This is a genomic window from Rhizobium sp. 01T437, assembly GCF_056398505.1.
The window spans coordinates 1-17,354 of sequence record NZ_JBFTPM010000007.1 but is presented as its reverse complement, the minus strand read 5'-3'; the positions used below and the strand labels follow the sequence as shown (position 1 = coordinate 17,354).

16 protein-coding genes and 1 pseudogene are annotated in these 17,354 nt (G+C 59.8%); 6 read left to right on the top strand and 11 right to left on the bottom strand.

Translation table 11 applies throughout. The annotated features are described in order from the left end of the window. Nucleotides 1-469: 469 nt before the first annotated feature. On the top strand, nucleotides 470-1,354 hold the full coding sequence (locus AC1DM5_RS16090; protein WP_477823326.1) for a glucosamine kinase nucleotide-binding domain-containing protein: 885 nt from the start codon (nucleotides 470-472) through the stop codon (nucleotides 1,352-1,354). Next, nucleotides 1,351-2,115: a GntR family transcriptional regulator gene (locus AC1DM5_RS16085; protein ID WP_477823325.1), complete on the top strand. Its 765-nt coding sequence runs from the start codon at nucleotides 1,351-1,353 to the stop codon at nucleotides 2,113-2,115. The genes AC1DM5_RS16090 and AC1DM5_RS16085 overlap by 4 nt, the downstream gene beginning before the upstream one ends. A 115-nt stretch (nucleotides 2,116-2,230) precedes the next feature. Here AC1DM5_RS16085 and metH read toward each other — a convergent pair whose 3' ends face one another. After that, nucleotides 2,231-6,004, bottom strand: a complete 3,774-nt coding sequence (gene metH, locus AC1DM5_RS16080; protein WP_477823324.1) for a methionine synthase — start codon at nucleotides 6,002-6,004, stop codon at nucleotides 2,231-2,233. 173 nt (nucleotides 6,005-6,177) lie between these two features. On the opposite strand from metH, the gene AC1DM5_RS16075 reads away from it, so the two are divergent. Continuing rightward, complete coding sequence (locus AC1DM5_RS16075) at nucleotides 6,178-7,422, top strand: AGE family epimerase/isomerase (RefSeq protein WP_477975253.1); 1,245 nt, start codon at nucleotides 6,178-6,180, stop codon at nucleotides 7,420-7,422. A gap of 10 nt (nucleotides 7,423-7,432) precedes the next feature. Here AC1DM5_RS16075 and AC1DM5_RS16070 read toward each other — a convergent pair whose 3' ends face one another. The 7 genes from AC1DM5_RS16070 to AC1DM5_RS16040 all read right to left on the bottom strand — a co-directional run bounded on the left by AC1DM5_RS16070 (nucleotide 7,433) and on the right by AC1DM5_RS16040 (nucleotide 13,838). Next, the gene (locus AC1DM5_RS16070; protein ID WP_477823322.1) at nucleotides 7,433-8,056 is read right to left on the bottom strand and encodes a DUF2799 domain-containing protein; all 624 of its coding nucleotides are present in this window, start codon (nucleotides 8,054-8,056) and stop codon (nucleotides 7,433-7,435) included. A 123-nt stretch (nucleotides 8,057-8,179) separates the two neighbouring features. Next, nucleotides 8,180-8,668, bottom strand: a complete 489-nt coding sequence (locus AC1DM5_RS16065; RefSeq protein ID WP_477823321.1) for a heme-degrading domain-containing protein — start codon at nucleotides 8,666-8,668, stop codon at nucleotides 8,180-8,182. A gap of 110 nt (nucleotides 8,669-8,778) precedes the next feature. Then, the gene (locus AC1DM5_RS16060) at nucleotides 8,779-9,522 is read right to left on the bottom strand and encodes an aspartate/glutamate racemase family protein (RefSeq protein ID WP_477823320.1); all 744 of its coding nucleotides are present in this window, start codon (nucleotides 9,520-9,522) and stop codon (nucleotides 8,779-8,781) included. Nucleotide 9,523: 1 nt separating this feature from the next. Beyond that, on the bottom strand, nucleotides 9,524-10,345 hold the full coding sequence (locus AC1DM5_RS16055) for an ABC transporter permease (protein ID WP_477823319.1): 822 nt from the start codon (nucleotides 10,343-10,345) through the stop codon (nucleotides 9,524-9,526). 1 nt (nucleotide 10,346) lies between these two features. Beyond that, complete coding sequence (locus AC1DM5_RS16050; protein WP_477823318.1) at nucleotides 10,347-11,258, bottom strand: ABC transporter permease; 912 nt, start codon at nucleotides 11,256-11,258, stop codon at nucleotides 10,347-10,349. A 163-nt stretch (nucleotides 11,259-11,421) separates the two neighbouring features. After that, nucleotides 11,422-12,720 (bottom strand): ABC transporter substrate-binding protein, encoded by a 1,299-nt coding sequence (locus AC1DM5_RS16045; RefSeq protein ID WP_477823317.1) that lies wholly within the window; start codon nucleotides 12,718-12,720, stop codon nucleotides 11,422-11,424. Nucleotides 12,721-12,749: 29 nt separating this feature from the next. Continuing rightward, nucleotides 12,750-13,838 (bottom strand): ABC transporter ATP-binding protein, encoded by a 1,089-nt coding sequence (locus AC1DM5_RS16040; RefSeq protein ID WP_477823316.1) that lies wholly within the window; start codon nucleotides 13,836-13,838, stop codon nucleotides 12,750-12,752. A gap of 267 nt (nucleotides 13,839-14,105) precedes the next feature. Here AC1DM5_RS16040 and AC1DM5_RS16035 point away from each other — a divergent pair, with 267 nt between their 5' ends. Then, nucleotides 14,106-14,816: a GntR family transcriptional regulator gene (locus AC1DM5_RS16035; protein WP_477823315.1), complete on the top strand. Its 711-nt coding sequence runs from the start codon at nucleotides 14,106-14,108 to the stop codon at nucleotides 14,814-14,816. Nucleotides 14,817-14,820: 4 nt separating this feature from the next. Here the strand turns inward: AC1DM5_RS16035 and AC1DM5_RS16030 are convergent, their stop codons facing one another. Both AC1DM5_RS16030 and AC1DM5_RS16025 read right to left on the bottom strand, forming a co-directional pair. Continuing rightward, nucleotides 14,821-15,228 (bottom strand): DUF4174 domain-containing protein, encoded by a 408-nt coding sequence (locus AC1DM5_RS16030; RefSeq protein WP_477823314.1) that lies wholly within the window; start codon nucleotides 15,226-15,228, stop codon nucleotides 14,821-14,823. A 96-nt stretch (nucleotides 15,229-15,324) separates the two neighbouring features. Further along, nucleotides 15,325-15,708, bottom strand: a complete 384-nt coding sequence (locus tag AC1DM5_RS16025) for a BRA0787 family protein (RefSeq protein WP_037099761.1) — start codon at nucleotides 15,706-15,708, stop codon at nucleotides 15,325-15,327. A gap of 321 nt (nucleotides 15,709-16,029) precedes the next feature. Between AC1DM5_RS16025 and AC1DM5_RS16020 the strand changes: the two genes are divergently transcribed. Both AC1DM5_RS16020 and AC1DM5_RS16015 read left to right on the top strand, forming a co-directional pair. Continuing rightward, nucleotides 16,030-16,236 (top strand): hypothetical protein, encoded by a 207-nt coding sequence (locus AC1DM5_RS16020; RefSeq protein WP_477823313.1) that lies wholly within the window; start codon nucleotides 16,030-16,032, stop codon nucleotides 16,234-16,236. A gap of 239 nt (nucleotides 16,237-16,475) precedes the next feature. Beyond that, nucleotides 16,476-16,721, top strand: a complete 246-nt coding sequence (locus AC1DM5_RS16015; RefSeq protein ID WP_477823312.1) for a DUF2934 domain-containing protein — start codon at nucleotides 16,476-16,478, stop codon at nucleotides 16,719-16,721. Here AC1DM5_RS16015 and AC1DM5_RS16010 read toward each other — a convergent pair. Next, nucleotides 16,718-17,354 (bottom strand): annotated as a pseudogene (locus tag AC1DM5_RS16010) (DUF5054 domain-containing protein); the annotation flags it as partial. The gene AC1DM5_RS16015 and the pseudogene AC1DM5_RS16010 overlap by 4 nt on opposite strands.

Sequence of the window (17,354 nt, the reverse complement as noted above, 5' to 3'; positions counted from 1 at the left end):
TGTCTGAGGAAACACCCCAACGCCCCTTTTAGAGCCGCCAAGATTGCCGGCTCCGAAGCTCTGTCGACACGGAAGACGATAGCCCCCGGCCGGACGATGCGCCCTCCCGATACACTGAACCGGGCGCCAGAAAATAAGGGAAAACCTGGAAAGATGCCGCGCTTCCGCGAGCCATGTCGGCTCCTGCGGATCGTTGCCTGCACCTTTCTCGAAACCTGGCCGGCGCTGTTTTTCTTTGCCGGTTTTCACATGCCTCGATACGCTGTTCCCTTTTCCGGAATTAAGGCCAAAAAAATACCAATTGTCCAGCCGAAATTAACTTATGGACGAGAGAAAATTCATTAAAAAATTTTATTGTTTAAAATCAATATGTTAAAAACGGGGAATTTCCCGATCATTTCTGCTTGGTAAATGGTATTTTTTTGGTATTGTATTAAAAACACAAGGGAACGGCGTATCCGGAGGTCCGATGACGGAACTTGCAATCGGTATAGATGGTGGTGGAACAAGCTGCCGGGCAGCAGTTGCGGACAGAATGGGCAATGTCATCGGCCGCGGCAAGGCCGGCCCTGCCAACATCCTTTCCGATCTGGAAAACTCTCTCGTCAATATCGTCGAATCCGCTCGTCAGGCTCTGCGTGATGCAGGATTTGAAAATGAAACCGTTTCCACCGCCACCGCAGTCATCGGCGTCGCCGGGGCCAATGTCGGCGATTACGGCAAGCGCATAGAAAAGGCTCTTCCCTTCAGAAACGGCCAGGTCGTTACCGATGCGCTGATTTCGCTGCAGGGCGCGCTCGGTGACGGCGACGGCATTGTCGGCGCTCTCGGAACCGGCTCCGTTTATAATGCCCGCCGGGACGGCAAACTGCACGGGATCGGCGGCTGGGGTTCGATCGTCGGCGATCAGGCAAGCGGCGCCCGGCTTGGCCGCGATCTCCTGGAAAAATCCCTGCTTGCCTATGATAAAGTTCGCCCTGCCTCACCGTTGACGGAAGAGGTCATGGCCGAATACGGCAACGATCCGGAACGCATCGCCGAATTTGCCCATACGGCCCGGCCGACGGACTTCGCCCGTTATGCACCCATGGTCTTCGAAGGCGCTCAGGCCGGCGATGTCACTGCAATCGAGATCGTCAAGGATGCAGCGCGCGCCATCGGTGAAAGCCTCGATGCACTCTCATGGGCGGAATGCCCGTCCATCTGCCTGCTTGGCGGACTGGCCAAAGCCTACCATCCGTGGCTCGCCGATCGGCACAAGGCGCTCCTCGTAGAGCCAAAGGCCGATGCGCTGCAGGGCGCCGTCGACCTTGCCGTCAAGCTCCTGCGCGAACGGCAGAGAGGTGCGGCATGACCGACGATCTCGCCTCCATCCTTTCGCCCGAACGCTTGCAGGCCGGCGGCACCGGCCCACTTTACGTGAAGCTGCGCCGCACACTCGAAGATGCCGTGCGTACTGGCACGCTCGCCCATGGCGATGCCCTGCCCCCCGAACGCGACATCGCCGAATTTGCCGCCGTCAGCCGCGTGACCGTACGCAAGGCAATCGACGAGCTCGTGGCCGACGGCCTGCTCGTGCGCCGCCACGGCTCCGGCACCTTTGTCGCAAAGCCGGTTTCGAAAGTCGAACAGCGCCTGTCGCAGCTCACCTCCTTCACCGAGGACATGGCCCGGCGCGGCATGACCGCCCGCTCCGAATGGCTGCACAAGGGCATCCACACGCCCTCACCCGACGAGATGATGATCCTCGGCCTCGGCACCGACATCAAGGTCTCGCGCCTCTCGCGCCTGCGCATAGCCGACGACGAGCCCTTGGCGATCGAACATGCGAGCGTGTCAGGCGAATTCCTGCCCGATCCCTCTGCCGTCACCAATTCGCTCTATGCCGAGCTGGAACGCCGCGGCGTCCGCCCAGTGCGCGCCGTCCAGCGGATTTCCGCGACCAACATGAAGGAAGCCGACGCCCACCTGCTCGGCGTGCCCGTCGGCCAGGCCGGGCTCTCCATCGAGCGTATTTCCTATCTCGGCTCCGGCCGCGCGGTGGAATTCACCCGCTCGCTCTATCGTGGCGACGCCTATGACTTCGTCGCCGAGCTGACGATTGGAGTGAGCTAAATTTTTCATTTCAATTCAGAAGGATAAAGCCGGAAAGTGAATCACTTCCCGGCTTTTCCACTCATTGAATCGATCACTGAGCCTGCCGCTTTAAGCGACGGGAAAGACTCAGGTTTCAGGCCGCATCTTCGATCTCTTCATTGATCTTGCGCGGCACGTAGTTGAGCACCGGACCGAGCCAGCGCTCGACCTCGGTCACGTCCATGCCCTTGCGCTTGGCATAGTCTTCCACTTGGTCACGCTCCACCTTGGCAACACCGAAATAGTAAGAGTCCGGGTGACCAATATAGATGCCTGACACGGACGAACCTGGCCACATCGCATAGCTCTCGGTCAGCTTCACGCCAGCGGTATTTTCCGCGTCGAGAAGAGAAAACAGCGTCTTCTTCTCGGTGTGGTCGGGCTGAGCCGGATAGCCGGGCGCCGGGCGGATACCGGCATAGGCTTCGGTAATGAGATCCTCCTTGGAGAGCGTCTCATCCTTGGCATAACCCCAATATTCGCGGCGCACACGCTCATGCATACGCTCGGCGAAGGCTTCGGCGAAGCGATCGGCGAGCGCCTTGACGAGGATCGAGGAATAGTCGTCGTTCGAACGCTCGAAACGTTCGGCGATGGCGATCTCCTCGAAGCCGGCCGTCACTACGAAGCCGCCGACATAGTCCTGCACACCGCTGTCGACCGGCGCCACGAAGTCCGACAACGCCACGTTCGGGCGCCCGTCGCGCTTCGAAAGCTGCTGGCGAAGCGTGTAGAACGTCGCCAACTCCTCCTTGCGCGCATTGTCCTTGAAGAGGCGGATATCGTCGCCGACGGTACCAGCCGGCCAGAAGCCGATGACGGCGCGCGGACGGAACCACTTCTCGTCGATGATCTTCTTCAGCATCGCCTGGGCGTCGTTCCAGAGCGCCCGCGCAGCTTCACCCTGCTTCTCGTCCTCGAGGATCGCCGGGTAGCGGCCACGCAACTCCCAGGTCTGGAAGAACGGTGTCCAGTCGATGTACTTTGCAAGCTCGGCCAGATCGTAGTCTTCGAATACCTTGGTTCCGAGGAAGCTCGGCTTGGTCGGCTTATAGGCTGCCCAATCGACCTTCTGCGCATTTTCGCGGGCGCGCGAAAGCGGCAGGCGCACCTTTTCGGCTTCGCTGCGCGCATGAGCGGCGGCGACCTTCGCATATTCGGCCCTGATGTCGTCGATATAGCCCTGGCGATTTTCCGGCGAGAGCAGCGAGGACACGACGCCAACGGCGCGGCTGGCATCCGTCACGTAAATCGACTGGCCCTTGTTGTAGCCCGGATGGATCTTGACGGCCGTATGCACGCGGCTGGTCGTCGCTCCGCCGATCAGAAGCGGAATGTCGAAACCCTGCCGCTCCATTTCGGCCGCCACATGCACCATCTCGTCGAGCGACGGTGTGATCAGTCCGGAGAGACCGATGACATCGACCTTCTCGGCAACAGCCGTTTCGAGGATCTTCGTTGCCGGCACCATGACGCCGAGATCGATGATCTCGTAATTATTGCAGGCGAGCACAACACCAACAATGTTCTTGCCGATATCGTGTACGTCACCCTTGACAGTCGCCATCAGGATCTTTCCGGCAGACTTGCGTTCTTCGCCGCCATTCAGCCGCTTCTCCTCTTCCATGTAGGGGAGAAGCACGGCAACGGCCTGCTTCATGACGCGGGCGGACTTCACCACCTGCGGCAGGAACATCTTGCCCGAGCCGAAGAGATCGCCGACCACATTCATGCCGGCCATCAACGGGCCTTCGATGACGTGTAGCGGACGAGCCGCCTCCTGGCGGGCTTCCTCGGTATCGGCCTCGATATATTCGGTAATGCCGTTGACCAGCGCATGTTCGAGGCGCTTCGCCACGCTCCACTCGCGCCAGGACAGGTCCTGTACCTTGCCTTCCTTGCCGGCAGCTCCGCGGAAACGCTCGGCCACTTCCAGCAACCGCTCGGTTCCGTCGGGACGACGGTTCAGCACCACGTCTTCGCAGGCTTCACGCAGGTCCGGATCGATCTGGTCGTAGACGGCGAGCTGACCGGCATTGACGATGCCCATGTCCATGCCCGCCTGAATGGCGTGGTAGAGGAACACGGCATGCATCGCCTCGCGCACCGGCTCATTGCCGCGGAAGGAGAAGGAAAGGTTCGACACACCGCCGGAGATATGGACGAGCGGCATGGTCTTGCGGATCGTGCGCGTCGCCTCGATGAAATCAACACCGTAGTTGTTGTGTTCCTCGATGCCGGTCGCGACAGCGAAAATGTTCGGGTCGAAGATGATGTCTTCGGGCGGGAAGCCGACCTTCTCGGTCAACAGCTTGTAGGCGCGCGTGCAGATGTCCACCTTGCGCTGGTAGCTGTCCGCCTGCCCCGTCTCGTCGAAGGCCATGACGACAACAGCCGCACCGTAATTGTGCAGCAGACGCGCCTGGGCGAGGAAATTCTCCTCGCCTTCCTTCAGCGAGATCGAATTGACGATCGCCTTGCCCTGAACACGCTTCAGGCCGGATTCGATGATCGAGAACTTCGAGCTATCGATCATCACAGGCACGCGGGCGATATCCGGCTCGGCGGCGATCAGGTTCAGGAACTCGACCATCGCCTTTTCGGAATCGATCAGGCCTTCGTCCATGTTGATGTCGATCACCTGCGCGCCGTTCTCGACCTGGTCACGGGCGACATCGAGTGCCGCGGTGAAATCGGCATTGGTGATGAGCTTGCGGAAGCGGGCCGAACCGGTGACGTTGGTACGCTCGCCGACATTGACGAAGGGAATATCCTTGGTCAGCTCGAAGGGCTCAAGACCCGACAGCGACATGAAGGGGCGATGTTCGGGAATCGGGCGCGGCTTGTACTTGGCCACCGTCTCCGCAATCATCCTGATATGCTCGGGCGTGGAGCCGCAGCAGCCGCCGACGATGTTGACGAGGCCTTCGCGTGCGAAGCTGTCGATCTGCGCGGCCATCAGTTCCGGCGTCTCGTCATACTGGCCGAATTCATTCGGCAGGCCGGCATTCGGATAGGCGCAGATGAAGGTATCGGCAACGCCCGAAAGCTCCTGCAGATGCGGGCGCATCGCATTGGCGCCGAGCGCGCAGTTGAGGCCGATCGTGAACGGGTTGGCGTGGCGCACCGAGTTCCAGAAGGCGCTCGGCGTCTGGCCGGAGAGCGTGCGGCCCGAGAGATCGGTGATCGTGCCAGAGATCATGACCGGCAGGCGGATACCCTTGGCCTCGAAGCGCTCCTCGCAGGCAAAGATCGCAGCCTTGGCATTCAGCGTATCGAAGATCGTCTCGATCAGGATGATATCGGCGCCGCCATCGATGAGGCCGTCGATCTGTTCGGCATAGGCATCGCGCAGATCGTCGAAAGTGACGGCGCGGAAGCCCGGATTGTTGACGTCGGGCGAGATCGACGCGGTGCGGTTCGTCGGGCCGATGGCGCCAGCGACGAAGCGGCGCTTGCCGTCCTCGCGTTCGGCGCGCTGGGCGGCGCGGCGCACGATCTCCGCACCTTCCTTGTTCAGCGCATAGACCTCGCCTTCCATCTGGTAATCGGCCTGCGCGATGCGGGTCGAGGAGAAGGTATTGGTTTCGAGGATATCGGCGCCGGCCTTGGCATATTTGTAATGGATYTCCTCGATCGCATCCGGCTGCGACAGGATCAGCAGGTCGTTATTGCCCTTCTGATGGCAGGCGCAGCCAATGAAGCGGTCACCGCGGAAATGGTCTTCATCGTAGCCCAGGCCCTGGATCTGCGTGCCCATGGCGCCGTCAAGAACGAGGATGCGCTCGCTGGCTGCTTTCTTAAGCGCCGCAAACACTTCACTGCCATCACGCTTGCCCCCTTCGGGACCAAAAAGGTTATCAAACACGGGAAGGCTCCTTGACGTCATAAGATCGGAAACGACAAATCACATAAAGATATCTTTATGTCAACATATGCCTATCGGTTTAGGCCATTGCAAGCCTTGGCGGATGACAGACTCGCCCGACCTCTATATAGGCGTTTTCCTAAAGGCATTGTGCACGAATTCGGAGGAGTATCATGGCACCTGCACTCGGCAACTGGTCCACTCGCGCCTATCATCGCGGCTGGCTGCTTTCGCAGGCCAACGGCCTCTTTGATTTCTTCCAGCACAATTCCATCAATCCCAAGGGCGGTTTCTACGATCTCGACGATGCCGGCAAGCCGCTCAATGCCGCAGGCCAGGTGCGGCCGCTCCATATTGCCTCGCGCGCCGTGCACTGCTTCTCGATCGGCACGCTTCTCGGCCGCCCGGGTGCCGCCGATGTGGTCGATCACGGCATGAACTACATCTGGAACCACCACCGCGACCGCAAGAATGGCGGTTACTTCTGGTCGCTGAACAATGAAGGCCCGGTTGATTCCAACAAGCAGGGTTACGGCCACGCCTTCGTGCTGCTCGCCGCCGCCTCGGCAAAGACGATCGGCCATCCCCTGGCAGACGGCATGCTCGCCGATATCACCGAGGTCCTGAACACGAGGTTCTGGGAAGCCAAGCACGGTGCCATCGCAGAGGAATTCACCGCCGACTGGCAGCCGCTCGATGGCGGCACCTATCGTGGCCAGAACTCCAACATGCACCTCACCGAAGCGCTGATGGCCGCATTCGAAGCGACTGGCGATCGAGATTACCTCGCCAAGGCCGAAAGCATCGCCGACCTCGTCATCCGCCGTTCGGCTGGCTCCGTCGACTGGCGCGTCGCCGAACATTTCGATGCCGAATGGAACCTCGACAAGGATTACTACCATCCGAACGAAATGTTCCGCCCGGCCGGCACGACGCCTGGCCACTGGCTAGAATGGACCCGCCTCATCCTTCAGCTCTGGGCGCTCGGCGGCAAGCGCATAGAATGGATGCCGGATGCGGCAAAGGCCCTCTTCGAGCAATCCATGGTGCTCGGCTGGGACAACGACAAGGGCGGCTTCTTCTATACGCTCGACTGGGCCGATAAACCGGCCAAGCGCAACAAGCTCTGGTGGCCGGCCTGCGAGGGCGCTGCTGCGGCGCACTTCCTCAACGAGCATCTGCCGAGCGATTACCACGAGGAAAGCTACCGCAAGATCTGGAACGTCATCGAGCGCTGCTTCATCGACCATAAGAATGGCGGCTGGCACGAGGAACTGACGGAAGACCTCGTGCCCTCACACTCGCTCTTCCCCGGCAAGGGCGACATCTACCACGCCCTGCAGGCCTGCCTCATCCCGCTCTTCCCGGCAACCGGCAGCCTGACCAAGGGCATCATCGAAGCCGACGGCAAGCTCTGAGGCGAAAGCCTCAGTAGCCGGGCATCACCGGCGGCGCTGCGTTCGGGTTCTGCTGGAACCACTGCACCTCAGCGCTGGCATCGTCGAGTTCATCCTGCACATCGCGCTGCTCTCTGCGGATGCGGCGCATATCGTCTTCGAGATCGTCCATCCGCCGGCGGATATCATGCCGGTCAGCATCCGGCGCATCCTTGAGCTTGCGCGACAGGTCGTCGATCTCGGCTTCTTTCGATCCGTAATCGCTCTGCAGCGAGTCTAGCCGTGATTGCAGCGAATGCTGGCGGTTCCCGAGCGTATAGCCGCGCAGGAAGCCTGCCGCCGTCTCCGGCGGGCAGACATTGGAGTAGCCGTGACCCGCCTGCCCGTGCATCAGGCCGCTCATCGGCGTGCAATAGCGCACGAGACCCGCCTGATAACCCTGATACCAGATCGTCTGGTCGGGCACGATCTTCACCCGCTCGCAGGATTTGGCATGCGCGGCAAAACGCTCCTGCGGCTCGTATCCGGCAGCCCCGTCGGATTCACCGATCACCCGCCAGTCGGCGGCGACGCATTCTTCCTTCGAAAGCGTATTGCAGGAGGCGAGGAAAAGGCTGAAACCAATGGCAGCAAAGGCAAAGAGAAAACGTAACATGATGTCCCGGCAGCAAGTCACAAAACCGGGCGCACCTTATCGTCACGAATTATAACCGTCACCGGGAACGGATCGCGATCTTGCAGTTTTCGTGGCTTTTATTTGTCAAAAATGCGGCAGGCCTCATGCAAGCCGCAGGCTTTCGAGATCCTTCGCCAGGATCAGCGCCAAGGCTTCGACCGCAAGATTGTGATCGTCCCGCTGCGGCAGACCTGACACGGTGACTGCACCGACGCAGCCTGTGCCTCTGACATTGATCGGGAAGCTGCCGCCATGCGGGGCATAATCGGCGGGAGAAAGCCCATTGTCCTCCACCTTCTTGCCCTCCTTCTGCAGCTTGAGGCCGGAAGCGTAGCTGCTGCGGAAATAGCGGAACACCATGTTGCGCTTACGGCGGACCCAATTGACGTTATCAGGCGTCACACCCGGCAAGGCCGCATAGAAGACCGGCATGGAATGCAGCGTGATATCGATGGCAATCCCGAGGCCGCGTTCGGTAGCAAGTTCCTGCAAGAGCTTGCCAAGCTGCCACGCAGTCGTCAGATCGAAGGCATCGAAGCTCAGTGCCTTTTCCTGTTCCGCGATACGGATCAGATCCTCGTCGATCGACATGGCACGGCTCTCCTCTCAGCGTGATGATCGGCTGTGACAATTCTCACGCGAGGGGAAAAAGTAAAGCAGAAACTTGGCACTATGCACCGTCAAGAGCATCGGTGCGATGCTCAGCCGACCACCCGGATCGGCGCAAAACCGCTCATCGCGCCAGCAAAATGTTTAGGCAGCGGTGAGGCGTAGGAGCCGCGCTTGCTGGTCGAAAGACCGAGCGACACGAGCGCTTCCGCCTGCTTGACGGCGGCTGCGACCCCATCGATGACGGGCACGCGGTAGATGGCCTGCAGTTCGCGCGCCAGATCCGTCATGCCAGCGCAGCCGAGCACGATCGCCTCCGCACCATCTTCCGAAAGCGCCCGTTCGATTTCCGCCTTCAGCTTGCCGATCGCGCCAGATGCAGCGTCTTCCAGCTCCAGCACCGGAATATCCGATGCCCTCACCTTCGCACGACTGCCCATGCCATAACGGCGCACGAGATTATCGATCAGCACCCGGGACCGCTCCAGCGTCGTCACCACCGTAAAGCGCTGGGCAAGGAAGCCTGCGGTAGCGACAGCGGATTCGCAGAGCCCGAGAACGGGCACGTCGGCGAAGGTGCGCGCAGCGTCGAGCCCCGTGTCATCGAAGCAGGCGACGATCGCCGCATCGTAGCCGGCCTCCTGCCGCTCTTTCAGCTCCGTCAGTAGGCCGGGGATGGCGAGAGCCCCGTCGTAGTGCCCCTCGATGGAAACAGGTCCCATGCGCGAGGTCGCGGCGATGATCTCCGTGCCTGCAGCGGCGACCGCGCGCGCGGCGGTTGCCGCCTTCTCGGTCATGGAAGCGGTGGTATTGGGATTAACGATCAATATGCGCATGTCAGCGGGTCTTTGCCTGCCGTCGGCCAAGCATCGTCATGATGCCGAGCGCGACGAGAATGATGGTGAAGGAGAAGAGTGTCGTGACGGTGCCGAGTGCATAGAGCACTGGCGTCGTGACGTTGGTGGTCATGCCGTAGATTTCGAGCGGCAGCGTATTGTAGGTGCCAGACGTCATCAGCGTGCGGGCGAATTCGTCATAGGAAAGCGTAAAGCCGAATAGTCCGACGCCGATCAGGCTCGGCGCGATCATCGGCAACACGACATGGCGAAAGGTCTGCCAGGAAGTCGCCCCGAGATCGCGCGCGGCCTCTTCATAGGCCGGAGAAAAGCGATTGAAGACGGCAAACATGATCAGCACGCCGAACGGCAGCGTCCAGGTCAGATGCGCACCGAAGGCCGAGGAATACCAGGCTGGCCGCAAACCGCCCTGCTGGAAGACGACGCCAATACCGAGCGAGATGATGATCGAGGGCACGACGAGGCTTGCGACCGTCGCATAAAACAGCACCGATGAGCCGCGAAAGCGCCGGCGGAAGGCAAGGCCTGCCATCAGCGAGACCACGACGGTGACGACCATCACCATCAGGCCGAGAATGAAGGAGCGCTGGAACGAAGCGCCGAAATCGCCGACCGCCTGCTTCTCGAAGAGATTGAAGAACCAGTGCGTCGAAACGCCGTTCAGCGGGAAAGTCAGGCCGCCATCCGGCCCCTGGAAGGAGAGGATGACGATCGCCGAAAGCGGTCCGTAAAGGAAGAACACGAAGACGGCAAAGAAGAGTGCCAGCACATAGAATTCAAGGGAGCGTTTTTCACGGTTCATCTCAGAGCTCCCTACGGATATCGACGACGCGCAGGATCGCAGCGACCATCGTGAGCACCACTCCCAGCAGCACGACCGCATTGGCGGCAGCCGCCGGATATTGCAGCAACGACATCTGGTTCTTCATCATCAGCGCCACCGAAGCGCTCTGCCCGCCCGACATGACCTGCACGGTGGAAAAATCCGCCATGACAAGCGTGACGACGAAGATCGTGCCAATCGCCATGCCGGGCTTGGCAAGCGGGATCACCACATTCCACAAAACCTGCCAGCCGGAAGCACCGGCATCACGCGCCGCTTCGAAGAGCGAACGGTCGATGCGCATCAGCGTATTGAAGATCGGCGTCACCATGAAGAGCGTGTAGAGATGCACCATGGCGAGCACCACGGCAAAATCCGAATAGAGCAACCATTCCACCGGCTGAGGCACTATGCCCATCTCCACCAGCGCCGAATTGACGAGGCCATTGCGACCGAGCACCGGGATCCACGAGATCATGCGGATGATGTTCGATGTCATGAAGGGCACGGTGCAGACGAGGAAGAGGATCATCTGCGTCGAAGTCTTGCGGATATGAAAGGCCAGGAAATAGGCGACCCAGAAGCCGATAAAGAGCGTCAGCGCCAAGACGATGACGGTGAATTTCAAGGTGTTGAGATAGGTTTTCCACGTCACCCATGAACCAAGCGTGTCGGTATAGTTCATGGTCAGGAAGTCGGGATAGAGGCCGGCGAAGTCATAATCCCAGAAACTGACGACCGCGATCATCAGGATCGGCAGGATGAAGAAGAAGCCGAGAATGGCGATCAGCGGCGTGGCCTGCAGATAGGAGATCGCCCACGGCGCAAGCCGTAAGGCGCGTTTGGGCGCCTCCGCTGCCGATATCGTCTGCTCTGAAGCGATCGTGGCCATGCTTGGTCCTTTCCTTCATCGAAGTGGAAAGGAGAGGTCGCAAAGACCCCTCCCCAACCCTCCCCACAAGGGGGGAGGGAGTTTTTCTGCCGCACCCTCATCACGTTCCCTCCCCCTTGTGGGGAGGGTTATGGAGGGGAAAGCGGCAAACGCCGACTTAGCCTTACGCCGCGATGAACTCGTTCCAGCGGCGGACCATGTAGCGGTCCTCGTCCATGACGGAGTTCCAGCACGCCACATGACCCATGCGCTCTTCGAACGAACCACCATCGCGAACAGCGCCAGCCTTTTCCATGACCTTGCCTTCCGGCGAGAGGATATCGCCCTGTGCCGGCTTGCCTTCGATCCAGTAGCCCCATTCGTCTGCCGTCATGAAGTTCTTGGCCGTATCCATGCAAGCGGAGTAGTAGCCCTGACGGTTGAGATAGCCACCGACCCAGCCAGAGGTGTACCAATTGATATACTCGTAGGCGGCGTCGAGTTGCGCGCCCTTGAGGTGCGCGGCGAGGCCGAGACCGCCACCCCATGAACGATAGCCTTCCTTGAGCGGTTGATATTTGCAGGCAATGCCCTTGGAGCGAACGGCGGCGACGGCCGGCGACCACATCGACTGGATGACGACTTCGCCCGATGCCATCAGGTTGACCGACTCGTCGAAGCTCTTCCAGAAGGCGCGGAATTGGCCGTCGTGCTTTGCCTTGATCAGGAACTCGATCGTCTTGTCGATCTCCGCCTTGGTCATGTTGCCCTTGTCGGCATATTTGATGTTGCCCAGAGCTTCCATGATCATCGCGGCGTCCATGATGCCGATCGACGGGATGTTGAGGATCGAGGTCTTGCCCTTGAACTTCGGATCCATGATATCAGCCCAGGTGGTGATCTCGCGGCCGACGAGGTCGGGGCGAATGCCGAGCGTATCGGCATTGTAGATCGTCGGCATCATGGTGAAGAGCTCGGTCTCCCCCTTGGCGAAAGTCTTGGCATCCTTGCTTTCAACATAGCCAACGGTGTGCGGCGCTGTGCCCTGGGCAATGACGCTGTCTGGCTTCAGCTTGCCGTTCTTGAAGAGCGGCACGACCTGATCGTAATGCTTCAGCTTCTTCACATCCATCGGCTGGATGACGCCGGCCGGATAGACCTTTTTCAGGATCCAGTATTCGATATCGGCAATGTCGTAGCTGTCAGGCTGGGTGACAGCGCGCTGGGCGGCGGCGTCGGAATCCGTCGCGGTCATCTCCAGTGTGATGCCGAGGTCCTGCTTGCACTTCTCGGCGATCGCATTGATGTTCGAAACGCCGGTGCCGAACTGGCGAAGCGTGATGTTGGACTGCGCCCAGATGGTCGGGAAGCCGGTAATGGCGCCCGAGCCGGCAATGGCGCCGACGGCGGCAGCACCCGTCTTCAGAAGCGAGCGGCGGGAAATTCCCTTTTCCGCCTTGGTGGTTTTCGTTTCAGTCGTCATGGCAGTTCCCCTTTTCTTGATACTGAAGTTCATGCGGAAACGCGGCCAAGGAGGACGGCATCCTCCAAAGCCCAACTCAGAGCCACCGCATCGCCGACCGAGACCGGGCTGGCGAAGTAATCGCTGTCGCTTGCGATGACGGTGAAATCGTCGCTGCCAGCTCCGAAGACGGTGATCTTCACCGAGGAGCCGCGATATTCGATATTGGAGACGATGCCGTTGAAGCCGAGGGTCCACTCGGTCGCCACCTGAAGGCGTACGCGGTCGGTGCGGATGCCGATATCAACAGGCTCGCCGACCTCCCTGCCCGTCCCGCGTACGGAAAAGCTCTGCCCTTCCGGCACCGTCATCACGATCACGCCATTCTCGCTCGATGTGACGCGGCCGGAGAGCACGTTGTGATCGCCCATGAAGCGGGCGACGAAGGCGGTTGCCGGTTTTTCGAATACTTGCCGCGGTGACGCCGCCTGTTCGATCTTGCCGTCATTCATGATGACAATGATATCGGCGAGCGCCATCGCCTCTTCCTGGCTGTGCGTCACATGCACGAAGGTGATGCCGAGCGTCTTCTGCAGCTTCTTCAGTTCCGCCCGCATGCGGATCTTCAAGAACGGGTCGAGTGCGGAAAGCGGCTCGTCGAGAAGCAGCGCGTCCGGATCGGTGATCAAGGCGCGCGCCAGCGCAACCCGCTGCTGCTGACCGCCGGAAAGCTGTGCCGGACGCCTGGTGGCATAGGCCTCCATCTGCATCAGCCTCAGCATATCAAGCGCCTTGGCCCGGCGCTCATCCTTATCGACACCCTTCATCTTCAGGCTGAAGGCGACGTTGTCGATAAGGTCGAGATGCGGGAAAAGCGCGTAGGACTGGAACATCATCGCCGTGCCGCGCTTTGCCGGCGGAAAGTCGGTGACGACAACATTGCCGAGACGGATATCGCCGGACGAAATGCTCTCGTGGCCGGCGATCATGCGCAGCGTCGAGGTCTTGCCGCAACCGGATGGACCCAGGAAGCAGCAATAGGAGCCAGCCGGGATTTTAAGGCTGATGGCATGTACCGCAGTGGTCGCGCCATAGACCTTGGAAACGGATGCTATATCGATCTCTGCCGCTTTCGACATCGTGTCTTCCCCTGTTCGAGAAAGATGATGCATCTGCCGTGCCAATTTGATCACCGCATCTCAAACCCTTGCAAATCATGAACTTTTCATGACAGCATACCGATCGGCGAAATCTCGGGCACTTTTCGCACTGCACACAAAATGGGCTTTCGTCCTCAATTCGTGCAGAAAATCGTATACAATTTGACCTCTGTTATGAGAACACATTCTATTTAACTTTTGAGACGAAGGCGGCTATGGTTTGCTGACATCAAGGAAACCGATTTCATGAAATCCGCCGCCAGCGCCATGAGCCACGACGACACCCAGGAAACGGGCGTCCCGCAGATCCGCGATGCAATCAGGGAGGCTATCGTCGAACGGCGCCTGTCACCCGGCACGAAACTGTCGGAAAGCGATGTCGGCAATCTCTTCAATGTTAGCCGCACGCTGGCGCGCGCCGCCTTGCAGGCACTTTCCTACGAAGGTCTCGTCAGCGTCGAGAAAAACCGCGGCGCCTTCGTCGCCTATCCCTCACCGGAAGAGGCCCGGCAGATTTTTGCCGCCCGCCGTCTGGTCGAGCCCGGCATCCTACGGGACGCGGCCGCCCGCATCACTCCCTCGGATATCCAGCATCTCAAGCAATTGCTTCTGGAAGAAGGCCGGCTGATGAGCGAGCGCGGCCAGACCGCCAGACGGGCCGAAATCAAGGCATCAGGCGATTTCCACCTGACGCTCGCCGCGATCTCCGGCAATGCCATCATGCAGCGCTTCATGGAAGAACTGGTCGCCCGGTCGTCGCTGGTGATTGCCCTCTACGGCCAGTCGACGGTCTCAAGCTGCGGCCATTCCGAACATGGCGACATCATCGAAGCAATCGAGAGCAACGAACTCGACCGTGCCTGCCATCTGATGCTTCACCATATCGCTCATATCGAGGCGGACCTCGATCTGCGCGAACGCAAGAGCCTCGGCCTCAAGGAAGCATTCGAACTCTGAGGGGTTAGCGGCCCAGCGGAGCGATGGCTGCAGCGCGGCTGATCTCCTCCACACTCATCGGCTCGCTGGAGCGCAACTTCACTTTGCCGTCAATACCGACCAGCACGAGCCCGAATTCGCCGCTGAGCGGCCCCTGAAGCTCATCGCGCAGCTCGTCGGCATCAAGGTCGCCCCCATCCTCGAAAAGCGAGAATGCGCCGCCGCCGGCGATCGTGAAGACCTCGATATCATCTTCGATTAGCCGCATCTGTGATTTGCGCAGGAATTCGTCCTGAACGATCGGCCTGTCGTCCTCGGCATCCGCAAAGACGATCAGCACGTTCTTCTCACCGAGAAACTGTTCCAGCGATCGCGGCAGCTGGGCCTCGCGAACGCCCGTTCCCATAATTTCGTGTAGAATGGATCTCAACATGGTGCTCATTCCTTCTCTGCCTGTTTCAACGGCTGGAAATGAGCAGGGTTCCCCGCGAGGAATAGGATCGCGGCCAGTGCCGCGATCCTGAAAGGCCTATTCGCGGGGTTCCGCTTCGGATGCGCGCGTCGAAAGCGCAACGATATCAGGCGTGCCATTGGCAAGAAGGCGCTTGCGCACCAGAACGCGCATGACGCGCGCCGCCGTGGAGAAGGTCATCTGGTCCAGTGGTCCCTCGCCTTCCCAGGGCTTGGTCAGCCGTTCCGTGACGGCGCTGACGATATTGGCTGGGACGATATCGGTGCATTCGCGCATGGCTTCGAAAACGAAGCTGATAGGGATGACCCTACCTTCATAGGTGACGATCGGCTCCGTCAATTCGCTGTCCCATTCCTCATAGGCGTAAAGCGCCTCACGGAAGAGCTGCTGCAGGGTAAACGGTGCATGTCCGTTGTGAAGTGGCGGCAGTGCATTCATCATGTCTGTCTCCTCTGATGGATTTAGCCAGCTTCCTCAAGATCCGGCCCGGATCGACGCGGAAACAACGCTCGGCTCCTCCTTCGGACCGGATACACGATTCATTTTATAGAGTAACACACGTGTGATAAAGCCATTTCTGCCCACCCCACCCGGCCGCAACATCTAACCGATTGAAATTCATTGAGACTTACAGTCATTTTTTTGCAGTCGCAGCGCGCAAAACCGGCATTTTCAGCTGTAGGCTCCTGCCGAAAGGCCAAATCTGGAACCTTTAACGTGCTGGTCGGTTTTACCTCGGCAATCAGCCTGGGGAGAAATGCAATGACGCAAATTCGCCAACCCGAACGACGCAGCCGGACGCTGCGCGGACGCCCCTACAGTCTTCACGAATTCGCCGCCAAATATGGCTTGAGAAACGAGCAGGCAGAAAGCCTGTACACCCGCTTCGGCCCCTCCTCCGTCGAACTGGACCTGCTGATGGCCGCCAAACGCCGTCCACCAATGTTGCCAGATCACATCAGCGAATGAGGCGAGGCCCAGACAATCGTCTCCGCGCTCTGCGACAAAATTTCACAAAATGTGTCGGGAACACATGTCAGGTGAAATCGTTCTTCCGGTAGGCATGGCAAAACGCCATGCCGCCCCCATCGAAAATGCCGGCAGATTGCCGACCCCTTCTACAAGATGAGCTTGAGGTACCGCTTCGGCGGAGGCCATCCGTGTGGAATCGATTGGAGGGAAAAGATCGGCGCAAGAAGGACGGAACGATGAGCAACACCTCCCCGCATGAGTGGATATGCAAGCGAGCCTACGCAATCTGGGAAATGGAAGGCAAGCCGTATGGCCGCGATGCCGAACATTGGCTCCAGGCAACAGCCGAACGCGAACGGCTGGAACGTACGCGTGCCTCGACGGATGGCAATGAAGTCCTCGTCAAATTCCCGAAAACGCCCCAAGCACCCGGCCCGGCAGTTACCGCCACCCCACACCAGAGGCTGTCGCGCGCCGGTTAATCCAGAATAATCCTGAAACGAGCGGAGAAATCACCTTCCCACCACATAGGGAAGTTGGTTCCCCACTTGTTGTTGTGCAGGTTGAAGCGGATTCCATCGTCGAAATCCGGCAAACCCTTGCAAAAGGACATGAAATCCCAGCTCTGCGGCGCAACCAGCGGCGTATCCAAGGGCTCGATGACGAGCGCTCCGGCGTCCCCTGATACGCCGCTGACGGCGTTGACCGCCTGTAGCTGCGCGCCTCCGGACCTGGCGAAATTGCCGGACCGGTGCCACAGTCCCATCTTCCTGAAGACCCAGTCCTTTGCGCCATCAGGCGTGAACGACAGGAAACTCGCCTCCGGCATGCGATTGGCCGGCTTGTCGCGCATTGAGAGCCGCAGTTGCAGGGCACTGTCATCAGCCGAGAACTCCACGGCGAGCTGGCGTGGCGCCCCAAACCGCTCGACCGCTTCGGGCGGCATGGACAAGAGAACCTCACCCTCGCGCGCACCTTCCAGGCTCGGCACAAAAACCTTCGAAAGTGCAGCACCCGAACGGCCAAGCCCGGGCTTGTCGTGATCGAGAACTGCCCATTCCTGCCGATGCGTCAGATAGCTATCCATATGCCTGTTGACGTCGGCAGCGTCGTAG

What these genes read in the sequence shown, in the direction of transcription:
- AC1DM5_RS16015 (WP_477823312.1), top strand. Translation starts at nt 16,476, where the DNA reads ATGAGCAACACCTCCCCGCATGAGTGGATATGCAAGCGAGCCTACGCA.
- AC1DM5_RS16045 (WP_477823317.1), bottom strand. Translation starts at nt 12,720, where the DNA reads ATGACGACTGAAACGAAAACCACCAAGGCGGAAAAGGGAATTTCCCGC.
- AC1DM5_RS16090 (WP_477823326.1), top strand. Translation starts at nt 470, where the DNA reads ATGACGGAACTTGCAATCGGTATAGATGGTGGTGGAACAAGCTGCCGG.
- AC1DM5_RS16025 (WP_037099761.1), bottom strand. Translation starts at nt 15,708, where the DNA reads ATGATGAATGCACTGCCGCCACTTCACAACGGACATGCACCGTTTACC.
- AC1DM5_RS16035 (WP_477823315.1), top strand. Translation starts at nt 14,106, where the DNA reads ATGAAATCCGCCGCCAGCGCCATGAGCCACGACGACACCCAGGAAACG.
- AC1DM5_RS16060 (WP_477823320.1), bottom strand. Translation starts at nt 9,522, where the DNA reads ATGCGCATATTGATCGTTAATCCCAATACCACCGCTTCCATGACCGAG.
- AC1DM5_RS16075 (WP_477975253.1), top strand. Translation starts at nt 6,178, where the DNA reads ATGGCACCTGCACTCGGCAACTGGTCCACTCGCGCCTATCATCGCGGC.
- AC1DM5_RS16085 (WP_477823325.1), top strand. Translation starts at nt 1,351, where the DNA reads ATGACCGACGATCTCGCCTCCATCCTTTCGCCCGAACGCTTGCAGGCC.
- AC1DM5_RS16070 (WP_477823322.1), bottom strand. Translation starts at nt 8,056, where the DNA reads ATGTTACGTTTTCTCTTTGCCTTTGCTGCCATTGGTTTCAGCCTTTTC.
- AC1DM5_RS16050 (WP_477823318.1), bottom strand. Translation starts at nt 11,258, where the DNA reads ATGGCCACGATCGCTTCAGAGCAGACGATATCGGCAGCGGAGGCGCCC.
- AC1DM5_RS16065 (WP_477823321.1), bottom strand. Translation starts at nt 8,668, where the DNA reads ATGTCGATCGACGAGGATCTGATCCGTATCGCGGAACAGGAAAAGGCA.
- AC1DM5_RS16040 (WP_477823316.1), bottom strand. Translation starts at nt 13,838, where the DNA reads ATGTCGAAAGCGGCAGAGATCGATATAGCATCCGTTTCCAAGGTCTAT.
- AC1DM5_RS16030 (WP_477823314.1), bottom strand. Translation starts at nt 15,228, where the DNA reads ATGTTGAGATCCATTCTACACGAAATTATGGGAACGGGCGTTCGCGAG.
- AC1DM5_RS16020 (WP_477823313.1), top strand. Translation starts at nt 16,030, where the DNA reads ATGACGCAAATTCGCCAACCCGAACGACGCAGCCGGACGCTGCGCGGA.
- AC1DM5_RS16055 (WP_477823319.1), bottom strand. Translation starts at nt 10,345, where the DNA reads ATGAACCGTGAAAAACGCTCCCTTGAATTCTATGTGCTGGCACTCTTC.